The following is a 17,603-nucleotide window of genomic DNA, read 5'->3' on the forward strand; positions in this document are numbered from 1 at the left end:
CCACTCATGATTGCCCTGGGAGCACTTGGTCATCTTTCAGCATTCCAATGCCACAATCCCAGGGTTCGCTCAGTTTGTGCTGTGGCAGGATCAACGCCCCGCCGCAGCGGGCCGGTCTCGCACCCCGCCACGCACTGCCACCCGCTGCCCACTGGCTCACCAGCGCCGCTGCTCACTGCCGGGCCAGGCGCTGGGAGACGGCCTTGGTGATGCCCTCGCGCATGGTGATGCCGTAGAGGGCATCGGCCACCTCCATGGTGCGCTTCTGGTGGGTGATGATGATGAGCTGGCTGGAGGCGCGCAGCTCGGTGAAGATCTCCAGCAGCCGGCCCAGGTTCGTGTCATCCAGGGCCGCCTCGACCTCATCCATGACGTAGAAGGGCGAGGGGCGGGCCTTGAAGATCGCCACCAGCAGGGCCACCGCCGCCAGTGACCGCTCCCCGCCGCTGAGCAGGGAGAGGCGCTTGACCTTCTTGCCGGCGGGGCGGGCCTCGATCTCGATGCCGGTGGTGAGCATGTCCTGGGGGTCGGTGAGCACCAGGCGCCCCTGCCCCCCGGGGAAGAGCCGGTCGAAGACGCCGGCGAACTCCCGGGCGGTGTCCTGGTATGCCAGGGCGAAGGCCTCCTGGACGCGGGCATCGACCTCCTCGACGATGCTCAGCAGGTCATCGCGGGAGCGCTTGAGGTCGGCCAGCTGCTCGGCGAGGAACTGGTGGCGCTGCTCCAGGGCGGCATGCTCCTCCAGGGCCAGGGGGTTGACCCGGCCCAGCCGGGCCAGGTCGCGCGTGGCCCTGGCCAGGCGCTTCTCCTGCTCGGCGCGCACATAGGGCCTGCCGGCGCCGCGGGCCGACTCCCTGCCCGCCTGCCGCTGCTCGGCCAGGCCCCCGTGCTGGTCATCCGGCCGGCCACTGCGCTGGCGCTCGGTCTCCTGCGCCCCGGCACCACCCGGATCCTCATCCGGGGCGTCGACGACGTCGGGCACCGGCATATGCGGCCCGTACTCCTCCACCAGGGCCTCGATCTCCACGCCGAGCTCGCTCATGGCCCGCTCGGCCAGTGCCTCCAGGCGCATGCGCTGCTCGGCACGGGCCACCTCCTCGCGGTGGGCGGCGTCGGTGAGCATGGCCAGCTCCTTGACCAGGGCGTCGATCTCCTCGCGGGCCCCGCTGGTCTCGGCCGCCACCCGGGTGCGCTCGTCCTGGGCGGCGCGGCGCTCCTCGGCGGCCTGGCGGGCGCTGTCATCAGCCACCTGCGCGGCGGCGCGGGCCCGGTCGCGCACCTGCGCGGCCACCTCCAGCTGGGCTGAGCGCTGGGCGGCGGCCCGCTCGGCAGCCAGGCGCGCCTCGCGCTCGCGGCGGGCCGCGGCGCGCAGCGAGTCGGCCCGGCCCCGGTGGGAGCGCTCGCGCTCCTCGGCCGTGCGCAGGGCCAGACGCGCCTCGGTCTCCTGGGACCTGGCCTGCCTGGCGGCCGCGGCGGCCTCCTGGCGGGCCCGGCCCGCCTCCTCCAGGGCCCCATCGGCCTGCTGGCCCTGCCCGTCCTGCCGGTCCTCGATCTCGGCCAGGGCGGTGGTGGCCGCGGCCAGCTCGGCGGTGCGTGTGGCGGCCTCATCCCGGGCCCGCTCCAGGACGCGCTGGGCGCGCTCGGTCTCCTGTCCTGCGGCGTGGGCGGCGGAGGTCAGGCGGGCGATGGTTTCGGCGGCGCGAGCGGCCTCGGCGTCAGCCCGGCGCAGGGCTGTCAGCGCCTCGCCCAGGTACTGGCGGGCGGCCTCCTCGGCCTGCCGGGCCCGCACCAGCTCCTCATCGGCCTGGGCCTCGGCGTGGGCCGCGGCCTGAGCCTGGGCCTGGGCCTCCTCATGGGCGGCGGCCAGCTCCAGGATGGAGGAGGCCCCCCGGCCGGCGCCCACCACCCAGCCGGGGGCCAGCACGTCCCCGGCGCGGGTGGCCACCACGGCGCTCGGCACGCGCTCGCGCAGCGCCCGGGCGGCCTCCATGTCCTCCACCACCCAGGCGCCAGCCAGGAGGTGGGCGAGCACCTGGGCCAGCCCCCGGTCAGCGGCACTGACCAGTCCAGCGGCCGGGCGGCTCCCCGGCACCGGGGGCTCGCCGGCGGGCGCCGGGGGTCCTGGTGGCAGGTCATCGGCGGCCAGGACCAGGCTCACTGCCCCCATGTCCTCCTCCCGCGAGCGCTCCAGGGCGGCGTAGGCGGTGGCGGCGTCCCGGGCCAGCCCCGCCCCGGCCAGGTCGCGCAGGAGCGCGGCCACGGCGTTCTCCCAGCCGCGCTCGACCTCGATGTGCTCGGCCAGGGGCCCCAGCACTCCGCCGATGCCGGCCTCCAGGAGCGCCTCGGTGCCGTCCTGGCTGCGCAGGGACAGGGCCAGGGTGTCGCGCCGGGCGGTCCAGGTGGCCCGCTCCGAGGCGGCCTCCCGGCGCGCGTCGGTGGCCTGGGAGACGGCCTGGCGGGCGCGGGCCACCTCCGCGGTGGCCTGCTCGTGGGCGGCGGCGGCCTGGGCTGCGGCCAGGCCGGCCCCGGCGACGCCCTCCCCGGGGGAGCCTGCCCCACTGTCGGTGCCACTGTCAGGGCCGCCTCGGCTCCCGGGGCCCGGCCCGCTGGCGTCCTCGGCGCCGTCCTCGGCGGCGCCGCCGCTCTGGTCGTGCCGGGTCTGGGCGAGCTCGGCCTCGGCGCGGGCCTGGCGCTCCTGGGCGGCTTCCAGGGAGGCGCGGGCATGGTCCAGGGCGGCTTGGGAGGCCTCGTGGCGGCTGCGGGCCGAGGCCAGGCGGCCCCCGGCGCGGGCCAGGGTCTCGCGGTGCTCGGCGGCCTGGCGCTGAAGGGCGACCAGCCGCTGCTCGGTGTGGGCCTCGGCGGCCTCGGCCTCGCTGCGCCGGCGCTCGGCCTGCTCCAGTGCGGCGCCGGCCTCCTGGACGGCCTGGGCCAGGTCGTCCTCCTCCTGTGCGGCCTCCTGGGCTCGGCGCTCGAGCTCGGCGGGGTCGGTTCCCCGCGGCGGGGCGGTGGCCGAGGCCAGCAGCCGCACCCGCTCGGCGGCGACCTGCTCCAGTGCCGCCAGGGACTGGGCGGCACCGGTGAGGTCCTGCCACACCTCGGCGGCCCGGGACAGCCGCTGGGCGCAGGCGGCCTCGTCCTGGGCCAGGGCGGCCAGGCGGGCGCGGGCGCCGGTCTCGGCCTCCTGGGCCTCGGCGCGGCGGCGGTCCAGGACGGCGGAGTCCTCCTGTCCGGCCTCCAGGAGGGACTGGGCCTGGACGACGTCGTCGGCCAGCAGGCGGGCCGAGGCGTCGCGGACCTCGACCTGGATGGTGCGGGCGCGGCGGGCCACGGCCGCCTGGCGGGCCAGGGGGCCCAGCTGGCGGCGCAGCTCCTGGGCCAGATCGGCCACGCGGGACAGGTCCGCGCTCATGGACTCCAGCTTGCGCAGGGCCCGCTCCTTGCGCTTGCGGTGCTTGAGGACCCCGGCGGCCTCCTCGATGAAGCCGCGCCGGTCCTCGGGCGTGGCGCTCAGGACGGCGTCGAGCTGGCCCTGGCCGACGATGGAGTGCATCTGGCGGCCCAGGCCGGTGTCGGACAGGAGCTCCTGGACGTCCAGGAGGCGGCACTGGGTACCGTTGATGTGGTATTCGCTGCCTCCGCCGCGGAAGAGGGTGCGCGAGATGGTGACCTCGGTGTAGTCGATGGGCAGGGCGCCGTCGGAGTTGTCGATGGTCAGGGACACCTCGGCGCGCCCCAGGGCGGGCCGGGATCCGGCGCCGGCGAAGATGACGTCGGCCATGGAGCCCCCGCGCAGGTTCTTGGCCCCCTGCTCCCCCATCACCCAGGTCAGGGCGTCCACGACATTGGACTTGCCCGAGCCGTTGGGGCCCACCACCGCGGTGATACCCGGCTCCAGGCGGAGGGTGGTTGACGAGGCGAAGGACTTGAATCCCTTGATCGTCAACGTCTTGAGATGCACGGGGCCACCATAGCGGGCGGGCCGGGGCCGGGCGGGCAGCCACGGCGCCGGCCCGGCCCGGCCCCGCCGGGGCCCCATCAGGGATCAGCTGTCGAGCTCGGGGAACCAGATGGCGATCTCGCGGGCGGCGGAGTCCTCGGAGTCCGAGCCGTGGACGAGGTTCTTGATGGCGCTGGTGCCCCAGTCGCGCCCCAGGTCGCCGCGGATGGTGCCGGGGGCGGCGGTGGTGGGGTCGGTGGGGCCCATGAGGGAGCGCACGCCCTCCACGACGCGGTGGCCCTCGGCCACGGCCGCCACGACGGGCCCGGAGGTCATGTACTCCACGATGCCGGGGTAGAAGGGGCGCTCCACGTGCTCGGCGTAGTGCTCGGCCAGGATCTGGGGGGTGGGGGTGACGACCTTGAGCGCGGTCAGGTCGTAGCCCTTGGCCTCGATGCGGCGCAGGATCTCACCGGTGAGTCGGCGCTCGACGGCGTCGGGCTTGATGAGGATGAGGATGCGGCCGGTGGGCTGGGGCATGGGGCTGTCCTTTCGGGGTCCGCTCGGTGGCCGTGGCCCGCCGAGCCTGGGGGCGGCCTGCCCAGGCGTGGGGCAGGGCAGTGGCGTCATGGTGCGCACGGGCCCGCCACCAGCGCAAGTGCATGCCATCGGGGCGGCCGCCAGAGCCGGCACGGGACCGGTACCGGGCGGCGCAGGGCCGGCTGGGCGGTGCGGGCCACCGGCGGTCCGCAGACGGGTCGCCCAAGGGTCAGGTCACGTGCTGGGAACGCGGGGGTCACAGACCTGTATGCGCTCTTCGTGCGGGTCGTGTCGGTGCCGCCGGGCAGCGCCCGGAGCACCATACTTGTGCGCACAACCCCAGTGCCGATCCGGCACGTCCGCCGCATGCAGCAGGAGGAGCCCTCGGTGGCCCAGGCCAAGTACGATCAGATCTTCCAGGACCTCCATGAGCGCATCACCTCGGGCTACTACGGCTTCCTGGAGTACCTGCCCTCGGAGAACGCGCTGGCCCAGGAGTTCGACTGCACGCGCAACACCGTGCGCAAGGCCATCGCCCTGCTGGTGGCCCAGGGCCTGGTCCAGACCATGCAGGGCCGGGGGGTGCAGGTCATCCACCGCTCCCGCCCGGCCTCGACCTTCACCATCGGTGGCATCGAGTCCATGAGCGAGGCCGCCTCCCGCCTGGACATCACACTCGCCACCCACATGATCTCCCTGGAGCGCACCACAGTGGACCCCGACCTCGCCGCCGCCAGCGGCCTGGCCCAGGGGGCGCCGATCACCGTCGTCGAGCGCTTGCGGCTCATCGACAACGTCCCCCTCATCCGCGACCGCAGCTGCTTCCTGGCCGAGATGGTGCCGGGCCTGTCCCAGCAGATCGTGGAGGCCTCGGTCTACCGCTACATCGAGGGCGAGCTGGGGATCCGGGTGGCCACGGCCAGCCGCGAGGTCAGAGTGGACCACGCCAGCCCCCAGGACCGCCAATTCCTCCACCTGGGAGGCATGGACTGCGTGGTGGTGGTGGCCTCCACCGTCTTCGACTCGGCCGGCAGGCCCTTTGAGTACACCCGCTCGCGCCACTCCCCCGTGGACTTCACCTTCCAGGCCACCGCCCACCGCCTGCCCCTCCACCACGGCCAGTAGGCCGCCCGGCGCCCCCGAGGCACCCACGGGGCACAGCACCGGCAACAACGCGGTCGCGGGCCGCAGCCGATGTGGCTGCGGCCCGCGATCCCAGGACACGGCAGGCGCGGCGGGTAGTACCGCGGGTGCTACTTGGCGACCGGCTCGCGGTTGCCCAGGCGGACCTTCTTGACCTCCCTGGCCGTCTCGAAGTCGGCCTCCTTGAAGCCGAAGAAGTAGGTGGCCAGGAAGGAGACCAGCAGGGCGGCGGCCGAGGCGATCCAGTAACCGGTGAAGCCGGCGTCGATGCCCTCGGGGTTGACGAAGGACGGGAATCCGACGAAGCCGCCGGTGAAGCCGTACATGTTGACCCCCAGCAGGCCGGTGAGCAGGCCTCCGGCGGCACCGCCCAGGGAGGCGGTGATGAAGATCCGGCCGTACTTGAGGTTGAGGCCGTACATGGCCGGCTCGGTGACCCCGCAGAAGGCGGAGATCGTGGCCGTGCCCGCCATGCCGCGGATCTTGGCCTTCCTGATCTTGGCCCACACGGCCAGGGCGCCGCCACCCTGGGCGATCATCGTGGCCGAGACGATGGCGTTGAGGTGGGAGCTGCCGGTGGCGGCCAGCTCCGAGGAGATCAGCGGGATGACCGCCCAGTGCAGGCCGAAGATGACCAGGCACTGGTAGAAGCCCCCGATGAGCAGGCCAGCCAGGGCGTAGTTGAAGGACAGCACCGCGTTGATCAGGGCCGCGATCCCACCGGAGATGAACATGACGATGGGTCCGAAGACCAGCAGGACGAGGGAGGAGACCACGAAGATCTCGATCAGCGGCATGAAGATGGAGCGCACGACGGCGGGGATCATCCGCTTGAGCACCGGCTCGATCTTGGAGGCCAGCCAGGCGGCCACGATGATGGGGAAGATCGAGAAGGCGTAGGCGTTGCCCTCGGGCAGGGACACCGGGATGCCGAAGAACTCGGCATTGAAGACCGTCTGACCGACCTGCGCGATCACGTGGTAGGTCTCCTCGTATGTCACCGAGCCGTCCTCACCGACGACCTTCGTGACATTGTCCGGATTAGACATGCCCACCACCGAGGGGTAGCACAGCACGCCACCGATGATGGCCACCACGATGGGGTCGGCGCCCAGGCGCCGGGCGGCGGTGAAGCCCACGATGATGGGCAGGAAGAAGAACATCGAGGAGCTCATGGCATCGATGAGCCGGTAGGTGTCGGAGTCGGAGACAACGAGCTCGAACTGGGTGAGCAGCGCCAGGATCCCCTTGAGGATGCCGGAGGCCGCCAGCATGCCGACCACCGGGATCATGGAGCCGGTGATGACCCCGATGAGGGAGGAGAAGCCGAGCTTGACCCAGCCCCACGGCGTCGAGGGGCGCTCGACGACCTCCACATCCTCCTCGGCTGCCGCGCCCATGCCTGGCAGCTGGGCGACGACCGCCTCGTAGACGTCGACCACCTCGGGGCCGATGACCACCTGGTACTGGCCGCCGGACTTGACCACGTCGATAACGTCGTCGAGGCCGGAGACAGCGGCATCGTCGGCGATGGACTCGTCCTTAAGGTAGAAGCGCACGCGGGTGATGCAGTGGATGACGTTGCGGACGTTCTCAGCCCCGCCGATGCCGGCGATGATGTCGGCCGCGGTGGCGTCGAAGCCGGTCAGCCCATCGGTGCGCTCGCCGCTGGCGGCCACTGCCGCGCCGGAGGCCTCGGGGGCATCCTCGGCTTCCTCGCCCTTGAGCGTGGCGGTGGCCACGGCGTCACCGGCCTTGGCAGCGCCGGTGCTCACCTCCAGGGAGCCCAGGTGGGTCATGGTGTTGGTCAGCACCACGATGGCGGTGGTGGCCTTGCCGGCCTCGCGCACGGCGGCCAGGTCCATGGTGCCCAGGCGCTGGCCGGCCTCGAGCGTGTCGCCCACGCTGACGCTGAGGTTGAAGGGCTTGCCCTCCAGCTCGACGGTGTCCACTCCCAGGTGGAGGAGGACTTCCAGGCCGGAGTCGGTCTTCATGCCGACGGCGTGGCCGGTGCCCGCCACCATGGTGACGGTGGCCTGCACCGGGGAGAGGATCTCCACGCTGGCGGCGGCGGGGTCGGGCTCGACGCCGAGCCCATCGCCCACGGCCTTGGAGGAGAACACCGGGTCGGGGACATCGCCCAGGTCCAGGACCGTTCCCTCCACGGGGGAGACGATCCGGACCTGGCGGTCCGTTGCGGGGTGGGACATGACAGGTTCCTTTCGCTGGCACGGGGGCACCGCGGCACAGGCGGTGGGTCTGGGTGGGGTGGGAGGAGGCGCCAGGCCTCCGATGCGGCGCCGATCCCGGTCGTGCGCCGTCGGTCGTCGTCAGCCGTTGTCAGCTGATCAGCGCCAGGGCCTCGTAGGGGCCCAGGGTCAGGCTCCCCGCGGCGGGAGCCCGGTCGAGGCGCTCGCGGTCCTCGGTGTTGGTCAGGAGCACCTGTGCTCCGGCGAGGTCCCGGGGGACCTCGACACTGGTCTCATGTCCGCGGAAGTTGCACAGCACCAGCAGGCGCGTGCCGTCCAGCTCGCGGGTGTAGGCCAGGACGTCGGGGTGCTCGGCGGCCCAGGGCTCGTAGCGGCCGTGGGCGATCACGGGGTACTGCTTGCGCAGGGCCACCAGGCGGCGGTAGTAGGGCAGGATCACCCCCTCGCGCTCCTGGTCGGCGACGTTGATGCGCTCCTGGTTAGTGGGTCGCAGCCAGGGGGTGCCCTGGGTGAAGCCCGCGCCCGGGGAGGAGTCCCACTGCATGGGGGTGCGGGCATTGTCCCGGGCCTTGGCGTGGACGGTGGCGAAGGCCTCGCCCGGCTCCATCCCCCCGGCGATGAGCTCGTCGTAGGCGTTGCGGGCCTCGACGTCGACATAGTCCTCGATGGTGAGGTAGTCGGGGTCGGTCATGCCGATCTCCTCGCCCATGTAGATGTAGGGCGTGCCGCGCAGCAGGTGGATGGCGGTGGCCAGCATGGTGGCCGATCGGGCGTGGTAGTGGTGGGGGTCGGCGAAGCGGTCGATGGCGCGGGGCTGGTCGTGGTTGTTCCAGAACAGGGCGTTCCACCCCCCGCCGTCCTGCATGCCGGTGGCCCACTGGTCGATGATGCGCTTGAGGGCGGCCAGGTCGTAGGGCATGCGCGTCCACTTGGCGCCGCCCGCGTAGTCGACCTTGAGGTGGTGGAAGCTGAAGACCATGTCCAGCTCCCGGTTGTCCGGGTTGGAGTAGCCCACGCAGGCCTCGACGCTGGTGGAGGACATCTCCCCCACGGTCACGGCCTCGGGGTCCTGACCGAAGCTGGCGGCGGCCAGCTCGCGCAGGTAGTCGTGGACGAGGGGGCCGTCGGTGTACATGGCGCGGTCGTCGGTTCCGGCCGGGGCATCGCGCAGCACCTCGTCCTTGCCGATGAGGTTGATGACGTCGAAGCGGAAGCCGCGCACGCCCCGGGCGCGCCAGAAGTTGACCACACGGGCGGCCTCGGCGCGCACAGCGGGGTTGCGCCAGTTGAGGTCGGCCTGCGTGGTGTCGAACAGGTGCAGGTAGTACAGCCCGGTCTGCCCGAAGGGGGCCCAGGCCGGGCCGCCGAACTTCGAGACCCAATTGGTCGGGGCCGAGCCGTCCTCCTTGGCCGGGCGCAGGATGTAGTAGTCCTGGTAGTGCGGGTCGCCGGCCAGGGCGCGCTGGAACCACTCATGCTCGGTGGAGGTGTGGTTGAGGACCATGTCGAGCATGACGCCGACGCCGCGCTGGGCCAGCGCGGCGACCATCTCATCGAAGTCCTCCATGGTGCCCATGGCCGGGTCGATGGCGCAGTAGTCGGACACGTCGTAGCCGTTGTCGTTGCCCGGGGAGGGGAAGAAAGGGTTGAGCCAGACCATGTCCACGCCCAGGGAGGCGATGTAGTCGGCCTTGTCAATGATGCCGCGCAGGTCGCCGACGCCATTGCCGGTGGTGTCCTTGAAGGACTTGGGATAGATCTGGTACACGACCTTGTCGTGGAAGGACATGGGGCTGCTCTCCTGGGGGAAGGCTGGAGGCCCGGGGCGGACACCCACCCGAACCGCTTGTGCACACAAGTATGCACTTGTGTGCACAAGCGGGGAAGGGTTGCGTCCTATGACCCGCGACACATCCACTCAGGGGCGCAGCCCGCTCCTGGAATCACCACCGGGCCGTGTACCCGGTGGGCCCTCTGGGCGCACCGGTTGCACGGCCCGGCACAGGGGCCGACCCGCGCCTGCGACACCAGCGCCTCAGGCGCAGCCGAACAGGGCCCTGGCCTGCGCCGCCAGGATCACCGAGCCCACGATGAGCACGCCCGAGGCCGTCATCGGGGCATCGAAGCCCTCGGACAGCGAGACCGCCTGCTCCACCCCCTCCCCCAGGGTCTCAGCGACCACGACGCGCTCAGCGCCATAGACCTCCCGGGCGATCTCGGCCAGATCGGCGACCTCCATGGCCCGCGGCGTATCGATGGGCACGCACACGACGGCATCGGTCACCGGCTCCAGACCCGCCAGGATCCCCTCGACATCCTTATCGGCCATCGCGCCCACCACGGCCACCAGATGACGGAAGCCGAAGACCTCCTCCACCGCCGCCACCAGGGCCTCGACCCCATGCGGATTGTGGGCGGCGTCGACCAGCACCGAGGGCGAGGAGCGCAGCACCTCCAGGCGCCCGGGGCTGGTCACTGAGGACAGGCCCTCCTCCACCACCCGCGGCGCCAGCGCCGAGCCGCCGAAGACCGCCTCGGCGGCCGCCAGGGCCAGCAGGGCGTTGTGGGCCTGGTACTCCCCGTGCAGGGGCACGAAGACATCCTGGTAGACCGCCGCGGGCGTGCGCAGCGTGACCAGCTGGCCGCCGACCGCCACCTGACGCTCCCCCACCTCCATGGTGCCCGGCCCCGCCTCAGCGGGATCCTCCTGGGGGTCGAGCTCGCGCCACTCCACCGCGCGGTGCGCAGCCAGCGCCGCCTCGATCTCGGCGCGCACCTCCGGGACCTGGTGGGCGGTGACGAGCCAGCCGCCCTCCTTGATGACACCCGCCTTCTCCGCGGCAATCCGGCTCAGGGAGGCGCCCAGCCAGCGCTCATGGTCTCGCCCCACCGGCGTGATGACGGCGATATCGGCGGGGATGACATTGGTGGCGTCCCAGCGCCCGCCCATGCCCACCTCGATGATGGCCACATCCACGGGATGGTCGGCGAAGGCCGCCAGGGCCATGACCGTGAGCACCTCGAAGAAGGACAGGCGCGGCCCGCCGGCGGCCTGGGAGCGCTCATCGACCATCTCGATATAGGGGGCCACGTCCTCCCAGGCGGCGATGAAGCCCTCGGGGCTGATCGGCTCGCCGTCCAGGGCGATGCGCTCGCGGATGGAGGCCAGGTGGGGGGAGGTGAAGCGGCCGGTGCGCATACCGGTGGCCGCCAGGAGGCGCTCGGCCATGCGGGCCGTCGAGGTCTTGCCGTTGGTGCCGGTGATATGGACGGTGCGGTAGCCGCGCTCGGGATTGCCCAGGATGTCCAGGACCATCTCGACCCGCTCCAGGGAGGGCTGGACCTGGTGCTCGGGGGCGCGGGCCAGGATCTGGGCCTCGACCTGGCGCATGCGCTCGGCGACCTCGATGGAGCGCGCGGCCTCCTGGAGCTCGCGGCGGTGGACCTCCTCCTCGCTGAGCCCGGGGGCGGGGGCCTCGGGCAGCTGGGGCTCCCAGGACTCCCAGTCGTCGCTGTCATCGGCGTCGGCCTGGGCCAGGAGCTCCTCGAGGCGGTCCATGTCCCCTCCGGGGATGAGGTTGGCCGCCACCAGGGCGCGCAGCGCCTCGCGGTCCTCCTGCTCCTGGGCCTCGGCGGCGGCCTGGGCCTCCAGCGCCTCCTGCTCGGCCTCGGTCAGGGACATCCTGGCGCCCTCGGTGCCCGCAGCCTCCAGGTAGGGCAGGAGCTCGGGGTCGATGCCCTCCGCCCCCCCGGCTCCCGGCGCTCCGACGCCCTGCCCGAAGACGGCGTCGACGACCTCCTCACCGGTGGCCCCCCTGGGGATGCCGAAGGCCGCTCCCGGGTGGTCGGCCCCGTCCTCGGGCCGGTTCTTCTCTTGACTCATCGCGGCATCCTCCCTCTGCACGCCTGCCTGGGCCCGTGCACACTACCGCACCCCGGCACCCCGCCCCTGGAGCACACCGGCGCCCGCTCGGAAGCAGCCCTGCCAGCGCCGAGACCTCATCCCTGCTCGGGCCCTCCTCAGCAGGGCGATGGGGACGACGGGCTGCACGGGATCGCAGGACCCGCCCCACCCAGGCCGCCCCGGTTGCTGCACATCTTCAGCCCGGCCCGATGGAGCAGATCCGCGGAATCCTGCGGGCCAGCCGAGACTGGCAGGTGGATCGGCGCCTGAAGATGTGCAGCGGCGCTCCGGCGCCGTCCGCCCTGGGGTGACAGGCTTGCGCAGCGGCCACCGACCTGGGAGCGTCGGAGGGCCGGGCACCTCACCGGGCTCGCCGCAGTGCCGCGCACAGGGGGTCACATGCACTACTACAGCCACTACCACTCGCCTCTGGGGCCCATGACGATGGCCAGCGACGGCGAGCACCTGACCGGCCTGTGGTTCGACGGGCAGAAGCACGATCGCGCCACCCTCGACGATCACTCCGTGCAGGACGAGGACCTGCCGATCCTCCAGGAGACCCGGCGGTGGCTGGACGCCTACTTCAGCGGGTCGGCCGGAGACCCGCAGCCCTCCTCACAGCTCCCCACTGCCCCGGCCCTGGCCGTGGACGGGTCGCCCTTCAGGAGGATGGTCCTGGAGATCCTGCGATCCATCCCTCCGGGCCGGACGATGACCTACGCCCAGATCGCCGCGCAGGTGGCCCAGCGCACCGGGCGGGAGCGGGTCTCGGCCCAGGCCGTGGGCGGCGCCGTGGGGCGCAACCCGATCTCTCTCATCATCCCCTGCCACCGGGTGGTGGGCTCCAGCGGGAGCCTGACCGGCTACGCCTCGGGCATCGGCAACAAGCGGCGCCTGCTGGAGATGGAGGGGGCGGACACGAGCAGGCTGTTCGGCCCCTGATCCCCTCATCGCCTGGTCGTCGTGAGGCCTCCCACCGCCATCGGCTCAGTGCCTCGGCCCGGCTGCACGTGATTCCGCGTTCACCGGGACGACGGACCAACCGCACAAGGCCGGAGCCCTGGCGAGGCCTGCGGCCCGGGCGGAGCCGGAACCATGACCGGCGGGCCCCTGCCGCGCCGCGCACGCCACGGCCCAGGGCTTCTTGCCTACAGTGGGAGCCACAGGCCTTCCAGATCGATCCGGCCGTCCAGGAGCCCCTGGCCTGCCACCCGTCCGTGAGGAGAATCCCGTGCTCGACTCGCCCCTGCCCCTCAACGAGCTCCCACCCGTGACCGCCTGGCTCTCCGACATGGACGGCGTCCTGGTCAAGGAGAACCGGGCCCTGCCCGGCGCCCAGCAGTTCCTCGACGCCCTCAAGCGCAAGGACATGCCCTTCCTGGTGCTGACGAACAACTCGATCTTCACCAACCGCGACCTCTCGGCCCGCCTGGCCCGCTCGGGTCTCAACGTGCCCGAGGAGCGCATCTGGACCTCGGCCAACGCCACGGCGGCCTTCCTGGCCCAGCAGTCCCCGCAGTCCACGGCCTTCGTCATCGGGGAGGCGGGCCTGACCACCGCCCTGCACGGGGCGGGCTACATCATGACCGATCAGGACCCCGAGTACGTCGTGCTGGGCGAGACCCGCTCCTACGACTTCTCCACCCTGGCCAAGGCGATCCGACTCATCGAGGCGGGCGCGAAGTTCGTGGCCACCAACCCCGATGTCACCGGCCCCTCCGATGAGGGAGCGCTGCCGGCCACCGGCTCGATCGCGGCGATGATCCAGGCGGCCACCGGCCGGGCCCCCTACTTCATCGGCAAGCCCAATCCGGTGATGATCCGCGCCGGGCTCAACCGGATCGGGGCGCACTCCGAGGCCGCCGCCATGGTGGGCGACCGCATGGACACCGACATCCAGGCCGGCATCGAGGCGGGCCTGCGCACCCACCTGGTGCTCTCGGGCTCCACGCGCCTGGAGCAGATCGAGACCTTCCCCTTCCGGCCCTTCGGCATCCACGAGGGGGTCGGCGAGCTCATCGAGCTGGTCGAGGCCGAGCGCTGAGGCCCGGTCGTCGTCGGCCACCGGTAGGCAGGCCGACGACGACCGCGGCGGGGCGCCGGGAGCCTCAGCCCTCGGCCTCCACCCTGGTCACGCTCACCACGGGCTCGCTCAGGCCGGGCTCGGCGACAATGGCGGCCTGGGCGCAGCCCACCTCGCCCTTGATGAACTCGATGTGGGCGCCGGTCCACGCGTCCTTGTCCGCCGGGACCCGCAGCTCCATGCGGATGCGGTCGCCCACGTGCAGTCCGGCCGCCTTGCGCTCGTCCTGGACCAGGCGCACCAGGTCGCGAGCCCAACCCTCGGCCTCCAGGGCCTCATCCAGGGCCGTGTCCAGGATGACGAAGGCGCCCGAGGGCAGCATCGTGGCCGCCAGGGCGTCGTCGTCGACCTCGATACGGCTGGTCACGGTGAAGGCCGACTCCTCGGCCTCCAGGACCACCGGGACGCCGTCGAGCAGGACCCCCTCGAAGCGCACATCGCCGTCCTCGGTCAGCTCCCACTCCCCGGCCTTGACGGCGGCGAAGAGCCTGGAGGTGAGCTTGCGGACCTCGGGGCTGAAGGCGCGCGGGTTGAGGGCCAGGTCCGTGGTGGCCTCGTAACCGGCCGACTGCGCGTCCAGGACGCGCACCTCCTTGACGTTGACCTCCTCGGCCACCAGCTCCTTGAAGGGCGCCAGGCCCGCGGGGTCGGCGGTGGCGATGGTCAGGGAGCGCAGCGGCTGGCGCACTCGCAGCTTCTCGGCCTTGCGCAGGCCCAGGGCCGCCGAGACCGCGGCGCGCGCCTCATCCATGGCCGCCACCAGGGGGGCGTTGGAGACGTGCGCGGGCAGCACCGGCCAGTCGGCCAGGTGCACCGAGCGCCCACCGGTCAGGCCCCGCCAGATCTCCTCGGCGGCCAGCGGCGCCAGCGGGGCCATCACCTCGGTCAGGGTGCGCAGCACCGTGTGCAGCGTATCGAAGGCGGGGGTCTCCCCCTCGGTGAAGCGCTGGCGCGAGGTGCGCAGGTACCAGTTGGTCAGCACATCCATGAAGTCGCGGATCGTGGCGCAGGCCCCGGTGATGTCGTAGGAGTCCATCTGGGCGCCCACGGTCTCGGCCAGGTCCCGGGTGCGGGCCAGGATGTAGCGGTCCATGACATGCAGCCCGCCGCGGTTGGCGAACAGGGAGGGGTCCTGGAGGTCCACGCCCCGGGAGACGTAGCCGCCCTGCCCCACCTCGCCGGCATAGAGGGCGAAGAAGTACCAGGTGTTCCACAGCGGCAGCATCACCTGGCGCACCGTGTCGCGGATGGCCTTGTCGGTGACCACCAGGTTGCCCCCGCGCATCACCGGCGCCGAGAGCAGGAACCAGCGCATGGCATCGGCCCCATCGCGGTCGAAGACCATGGAGACATCCGGGTAGTTGCGCAGCGACTTGCTCATCTTGGCCCCGTCGTTGCCCAGGAGGATCCCGTGGGAGACGCAGGAGGTGAAGGCGGGCCGGTCGAACAGGGCCGTGGCCAGGACGTGGAGGGTGTAGAACCAGCCGCGGGTCTGGCCGATGTACTCCACGATGAAGTCCCCCGGGTTGTGGGACTCGAACCACTCGACATTCTCGAAGGGGTAGTGCACCTGGGCGAAGGGCATCGCCCCCGACTCGAACCAGCAGTCCAGCACATCGGGGATGCGGCGCATCATCGAGCGCCCCGTGGGGTCATCGGGGTTGGGGCGCACGAGGGTGTCGATGAAGGGGCGGTGCAGGTCGGTGACCTCCACCCCGAAGTCGCGCTCGAGCTCGGCGTAGGAGCCGTAGACGTCGGTGCGCGGGTAGTCCGGGTTGTCCGAGACCCACACGGGGATGGGCGCGCCCCAGAAGCGGTTGCGGGAGATCGACCAGTCGCGCGCCCCGGCCAGCCACTTGCCGAAGATGCCGTCCTTGATGTGCCCGGGGAACCAGTCGATCTCCTGGTTGAGCTCGACCATCCGGTCGCGGATCGCGGTGACCCGCACGAACCAGGAGGACACGGCCTTGTAGATGAGCGGCTTGCGGCAGCGCCAGCAGTGCGGGTAGGAGTGGACGTAGGAGGCCTGGCGCACCAGGACGGCGCGCTGATCCTCACTGCGGCGGGCCAGGGGGCCGGTGGCGTCGCGCAGGTCGGCCACGATCGGCTTGTTGGCCTCGAAGACCTGGAGCCCGGCGTAGTCGGAGACCTCGGGGGTGAAGCAGCCCCCGTCGTCGACGGGCACGACCGTCTCGATCCCGGCCTGGGTGCAGGCGATCATGTCGTCCTCACCGAAGGCCGAGGCCATGTGGACCAGGCCGGTGCCGTCGGAGGTGGTCACGAAGTCGGCGGCGATGATCGTCCAGGCCCGGGGCCCGGGGGCGGCGCCCTGTGCCCGGTGCTCCTCGTCGTCGAAGTAGTCGAAGATCGGGTGGTAGCGCAGGCCCACCAGCTCGGCGCCCGTGCGGGTGTCGACCACCTGGGGCGCCTCCCCCAGCTCGCGGGCGTAGGAGCCCAGCAGGTCCTTGGCGATGATGACGTCCTGGCCGGCCACCGGGGAGTCCAGCTCCTCCTCGACGTGGACGGTGACGTACTCGACCTCGGGGCCCACGGCCACGGCGAGGTTGGAGGGCAGGGTCCAGGGCGTGGTGGTCCAGATGAGGAGCAGCTCGGGGCGCTGGGCCCCCTCGCGCAGGGCCGCCTCCAGGCGCAGGCCCACCGTGACGGTGTTGTCCTGGCGGTCCTGGTAGACGTCGTCGTCCATCTTGAGCTCGTGGTTGGACAGGGGCGTGCGGTCGTTCCAGCAGTAGGGCAGCACCCGGTAGCCCTGGTAGGCCAGGCCCTTGTCCCACAGCTGCTTGAAGGCCCACAGGACGGACTCCATGTAGGAGGGGTCCAGGGTCTTGTAGTCGTTGTCGAAGTCCACCCAGCGGGCCTGGCGGGTGACGTAGTCCTCCCACTCGCGGGTGTAGCGCAGCACCGAGGAGCGGCACTCGGCGTTGAAGCGCTCGATGCCCATGCCGCCGGGGCGGGTGATCTCGGAGATGTCGTCGATGCCCAGCAGGCGCTGGGCCTCCAGCTCGGCGGGCAGGCCGTGGGTGTCCCAGCCGAAGCGGCGCTCGACCCGCTTGCCGCGCATGGTCTGGTATCGGCCCACGGCGTCCTTGACATAGCCGGTGAGCAGGTGGCCGTAGTGGGGCAGGCCGTTGGCGAAGGGCGGGCCGTCGTAGAAGACGAACTCGTCGCACGGCTCGTTGCGGCCCTCGATGGAGGCCTGGAAGGTGCCGTCCTCCTTCCAGTAGGCCAGGACGTCCTGCTCGATGGCCGGGAAGGAGGGCGAGGGGGCGACATGCTCGCCCGGGCGGTGCAGGGGGTAGAAGGCGGCGCCGGTGTGCTCAGTGCGCTGCGCGGTGGTCTGCTCGGTGTGCTCGGCCATCTGGTGTGCCTCGTCTTGCTCGTTGCTCCACGCCCCTGGCGGGTGCCAGGAGCCGGACGAGGACGACGCCGCCCCGGTGGGCCTGGGTGCGACCCGGCCCGCCGGGGGCACCGCGCCGCGGTACCACCTCGCTTGCCGCTTCCCCGGCCCAGCAGGGCGGGTGCGACCGCTTCGTTGCCAGCTGTCACGGGCTGTCCCGTCCGGTTCTACTGGGGGCCGACGGCGCTGGCGCCAGCGGCCCTGTTCTTCCGGAGGCTCACCGGTGATAGCCGGGTCAATGCCTTGTGCCGGGGATTGTAGTGGCGCTGCGACGGCGGGACCAGCCGCGGGGCCCCGCCGTCGGCGTTGTCCTGCCCACACCGCGCTGCTCCCACACCCGCCGCGGTCCTGCCCTTGACGACGCGGATCGC

General features: G+C 72.0%; 9 protein-coding genes. 3 read left to right on the forward strand and 6 right to left on the reverse strand.

Annotated elements, in window-relative coordinates; genetic code table 11:
* Positions 1–172 precede the first annotated feature (172 nt).
* Positions 173–3,958, reverse strand: a complete 3,786-nt coding sequence (locus MANAM107_RS01100) for an AAA family ATPase (protein ID WP_223910032.1) — start codon at positions 3,956–3,958, stop codon at positions 173–175.
* A gap of 84 nt (positions 3,959–4,042) precedes the next feature.
* Positions 4,043–4,477, reverse strand: coding sequence for a nucleoside-diphosphate kinase (ndk, locus tag MANAM107_RS01105; protein WP_124933293.1), 435 nt, complete (start codon positions 4,475–4,477; stop codon positions 4,043–4,045).
* A 327-nt stretch (positions 4,478–4,804) separates the two neighbouring features.
* Here ndk and MANAM107_RS01110 point away from each other — a divergent pair, with 327 nt between their 5' ends.
* The gene (locus tag MANAM107_RS01110; protein WP_223910037.1) at positions 4,805–5,602 is read left to right on the forward strand and encodes a UTRA domain-containing protein; all 798 of its coding nucleotides are present in this window, start codon (positions 4,805–4,807) and stop codon (positions 5,600–5,602) included.
* 128 nt (positions 5,603–5,730) lie between these two features.
* On the opposite strand, the gene MANAM107_RS01115 is transcribed toward MANAM107_RS01110, so the two are convergent.
* The 3 genes from MANAM107_RS01115 to MANAM107_RS01125 all read right to left on the reverse strand — a co-directional run bounded on the left by MANAM107_RS01115 (position 5,731) and on the right by MANAM107_RS01125 (position 11,713).
* Complete coding sequence (locus MANAM107_RS01115) at positions 5,731–7,830, reverse strand: PTS sugar transporter subunit IIABC (RefSeq protein ID WP_223910040.1); 2,100 nt, start codon at positions 7,828–7,830, stop codon at positions 5,731–5,733.
* Between the two features lie 130 nt (positions 7,831–7,960).
* Positions 7,961–9,619 carry an alpha,alpha-phosphotrehalase gene (treC, locus tag MANAM107_RS01120; RefSeq protein WP_223910043.1) on the reverse strand — a complete coding sequence of 553 codons (1,659 nt, stop codon included), beginning with the start codon at positions 9,617–9,619 and terminating at the stop codon, positions 7,961–7,963.
* Positions 9,620–9,865: 246 nt separating this feature from the next.
* Positions 9,866–11,713: a bifunctional folylpolyglutamate synthase/dihydrofolate synthase gene (locus MANAM107_RS01125; protein WP_223910046.1), complete on the reverse strand. Its 1,848-nt coding sequence runs from the start codon at positions 11,711–11,713 to the stop codon at positions 9,866–9,868.
* Between the two features lie 420 nt (positions 11,714–12,133).
* On the opposite strand from MANAM107_RS01125, the gene MANAM107_RS01130 reads away from it, so the two are divergent.
* Positions 12,134–12,676, forward strand: a complete 543-nt coding sequence (locus MANAM107_RS01130) for a methylated-DNA--[protein]-cysteine S-methyltransferase (RefSeq protein ID WP_223910049.1) — start codon at positions 12,134–12,136, stop codon at positions 12,674–12,676.
* A gap of 349 nt (positions 12,677–13,025) precedes the next feature.
* Complete coding sequence (locus MANAM107_RS01135) at positions 13,026–13,778, forward strand: HAD-IIA family hydrolase (protein WP_179900010.1); 753 nt, start codon at positions 13,026–13,028, stop codon at positions 13,776–13,778.
* A gap of 64 nt (positions 13,779–13,842) precedes the next feature.
* On the opposite strand, the gene ileS is transcribed toward MANAM107_RS01135, so the two are convergent.
* A complete protein-coding gene (gene ileS / locus MANAM107_RS01140) occupies positions 13,843–17,193 on the reverse strand; it encodes an isoleucine--tRNA ligase (protein ID WP_223910053.1) in 3,351 nt (1,116 codons plus the stop codon).
* Between the last annotated feature and the right edge of the window lie 410 nt (positions 17,194–17,603).

The sequence above is a fragment of the Actinomyces capricornis genome, assembly GCF_019974135.1.
Classification (GTDB): Bacteria; Actinomycetota; Actinomycetes; order Actinomycetales; family Actinomycetaceae; genus Actinomyces; species Actinomyces capricornis.

Coding starts and splice junctions, on each gene's coding strand:
- ileS (WP_223910053.1), bottom strand. CDS start 17,193: ATGGCCGAGCACACCGAGCAGACCACCGCGCAGCGCACTGAGCACACC.
- treC (WP_223910043.1), bottom strand. CDS start 9,619: ATGTCCTTCCACGACAAGGTCGTGTACCAGATCTATCCCAAGTCCTTC.
- ndk (WP_124933293.1), bottom strand. CDS start 4,477: ATGCCCCAGCCCACCGGCCGCATCCTCATCCTCATCAAGCCCGACGCC.
- MANAM107_RS01135 (WP_179900010.1), top strand. CDS start 13,026: ATGGACGGCGTCCTGGTCAAGGAGAACCGGGCCCTGCCCGGCGCCCAG.
- MANAM107_RS01130 (WP_223910049.1), top strand. CDS start 12,134: ATGCACTACTACAGCCACTACCACTCGCCTCTGGGGCCCATGACGATG.
- MANAM107_RS01115 (WP_223910040.1), bottom strand. CDS start 7,830: ATGTCCCACCCCGCAACGGACCGCCAGGTCCGGATCGTCTCCCCCGTG.
- MANAM107_RS01125 (WP_223910046.1), bottom strand. CDS start 11,713: ATGAGTCAAGAGAAGAACCGGCCCGAGGACGGGGCCGACCACCCGGGA.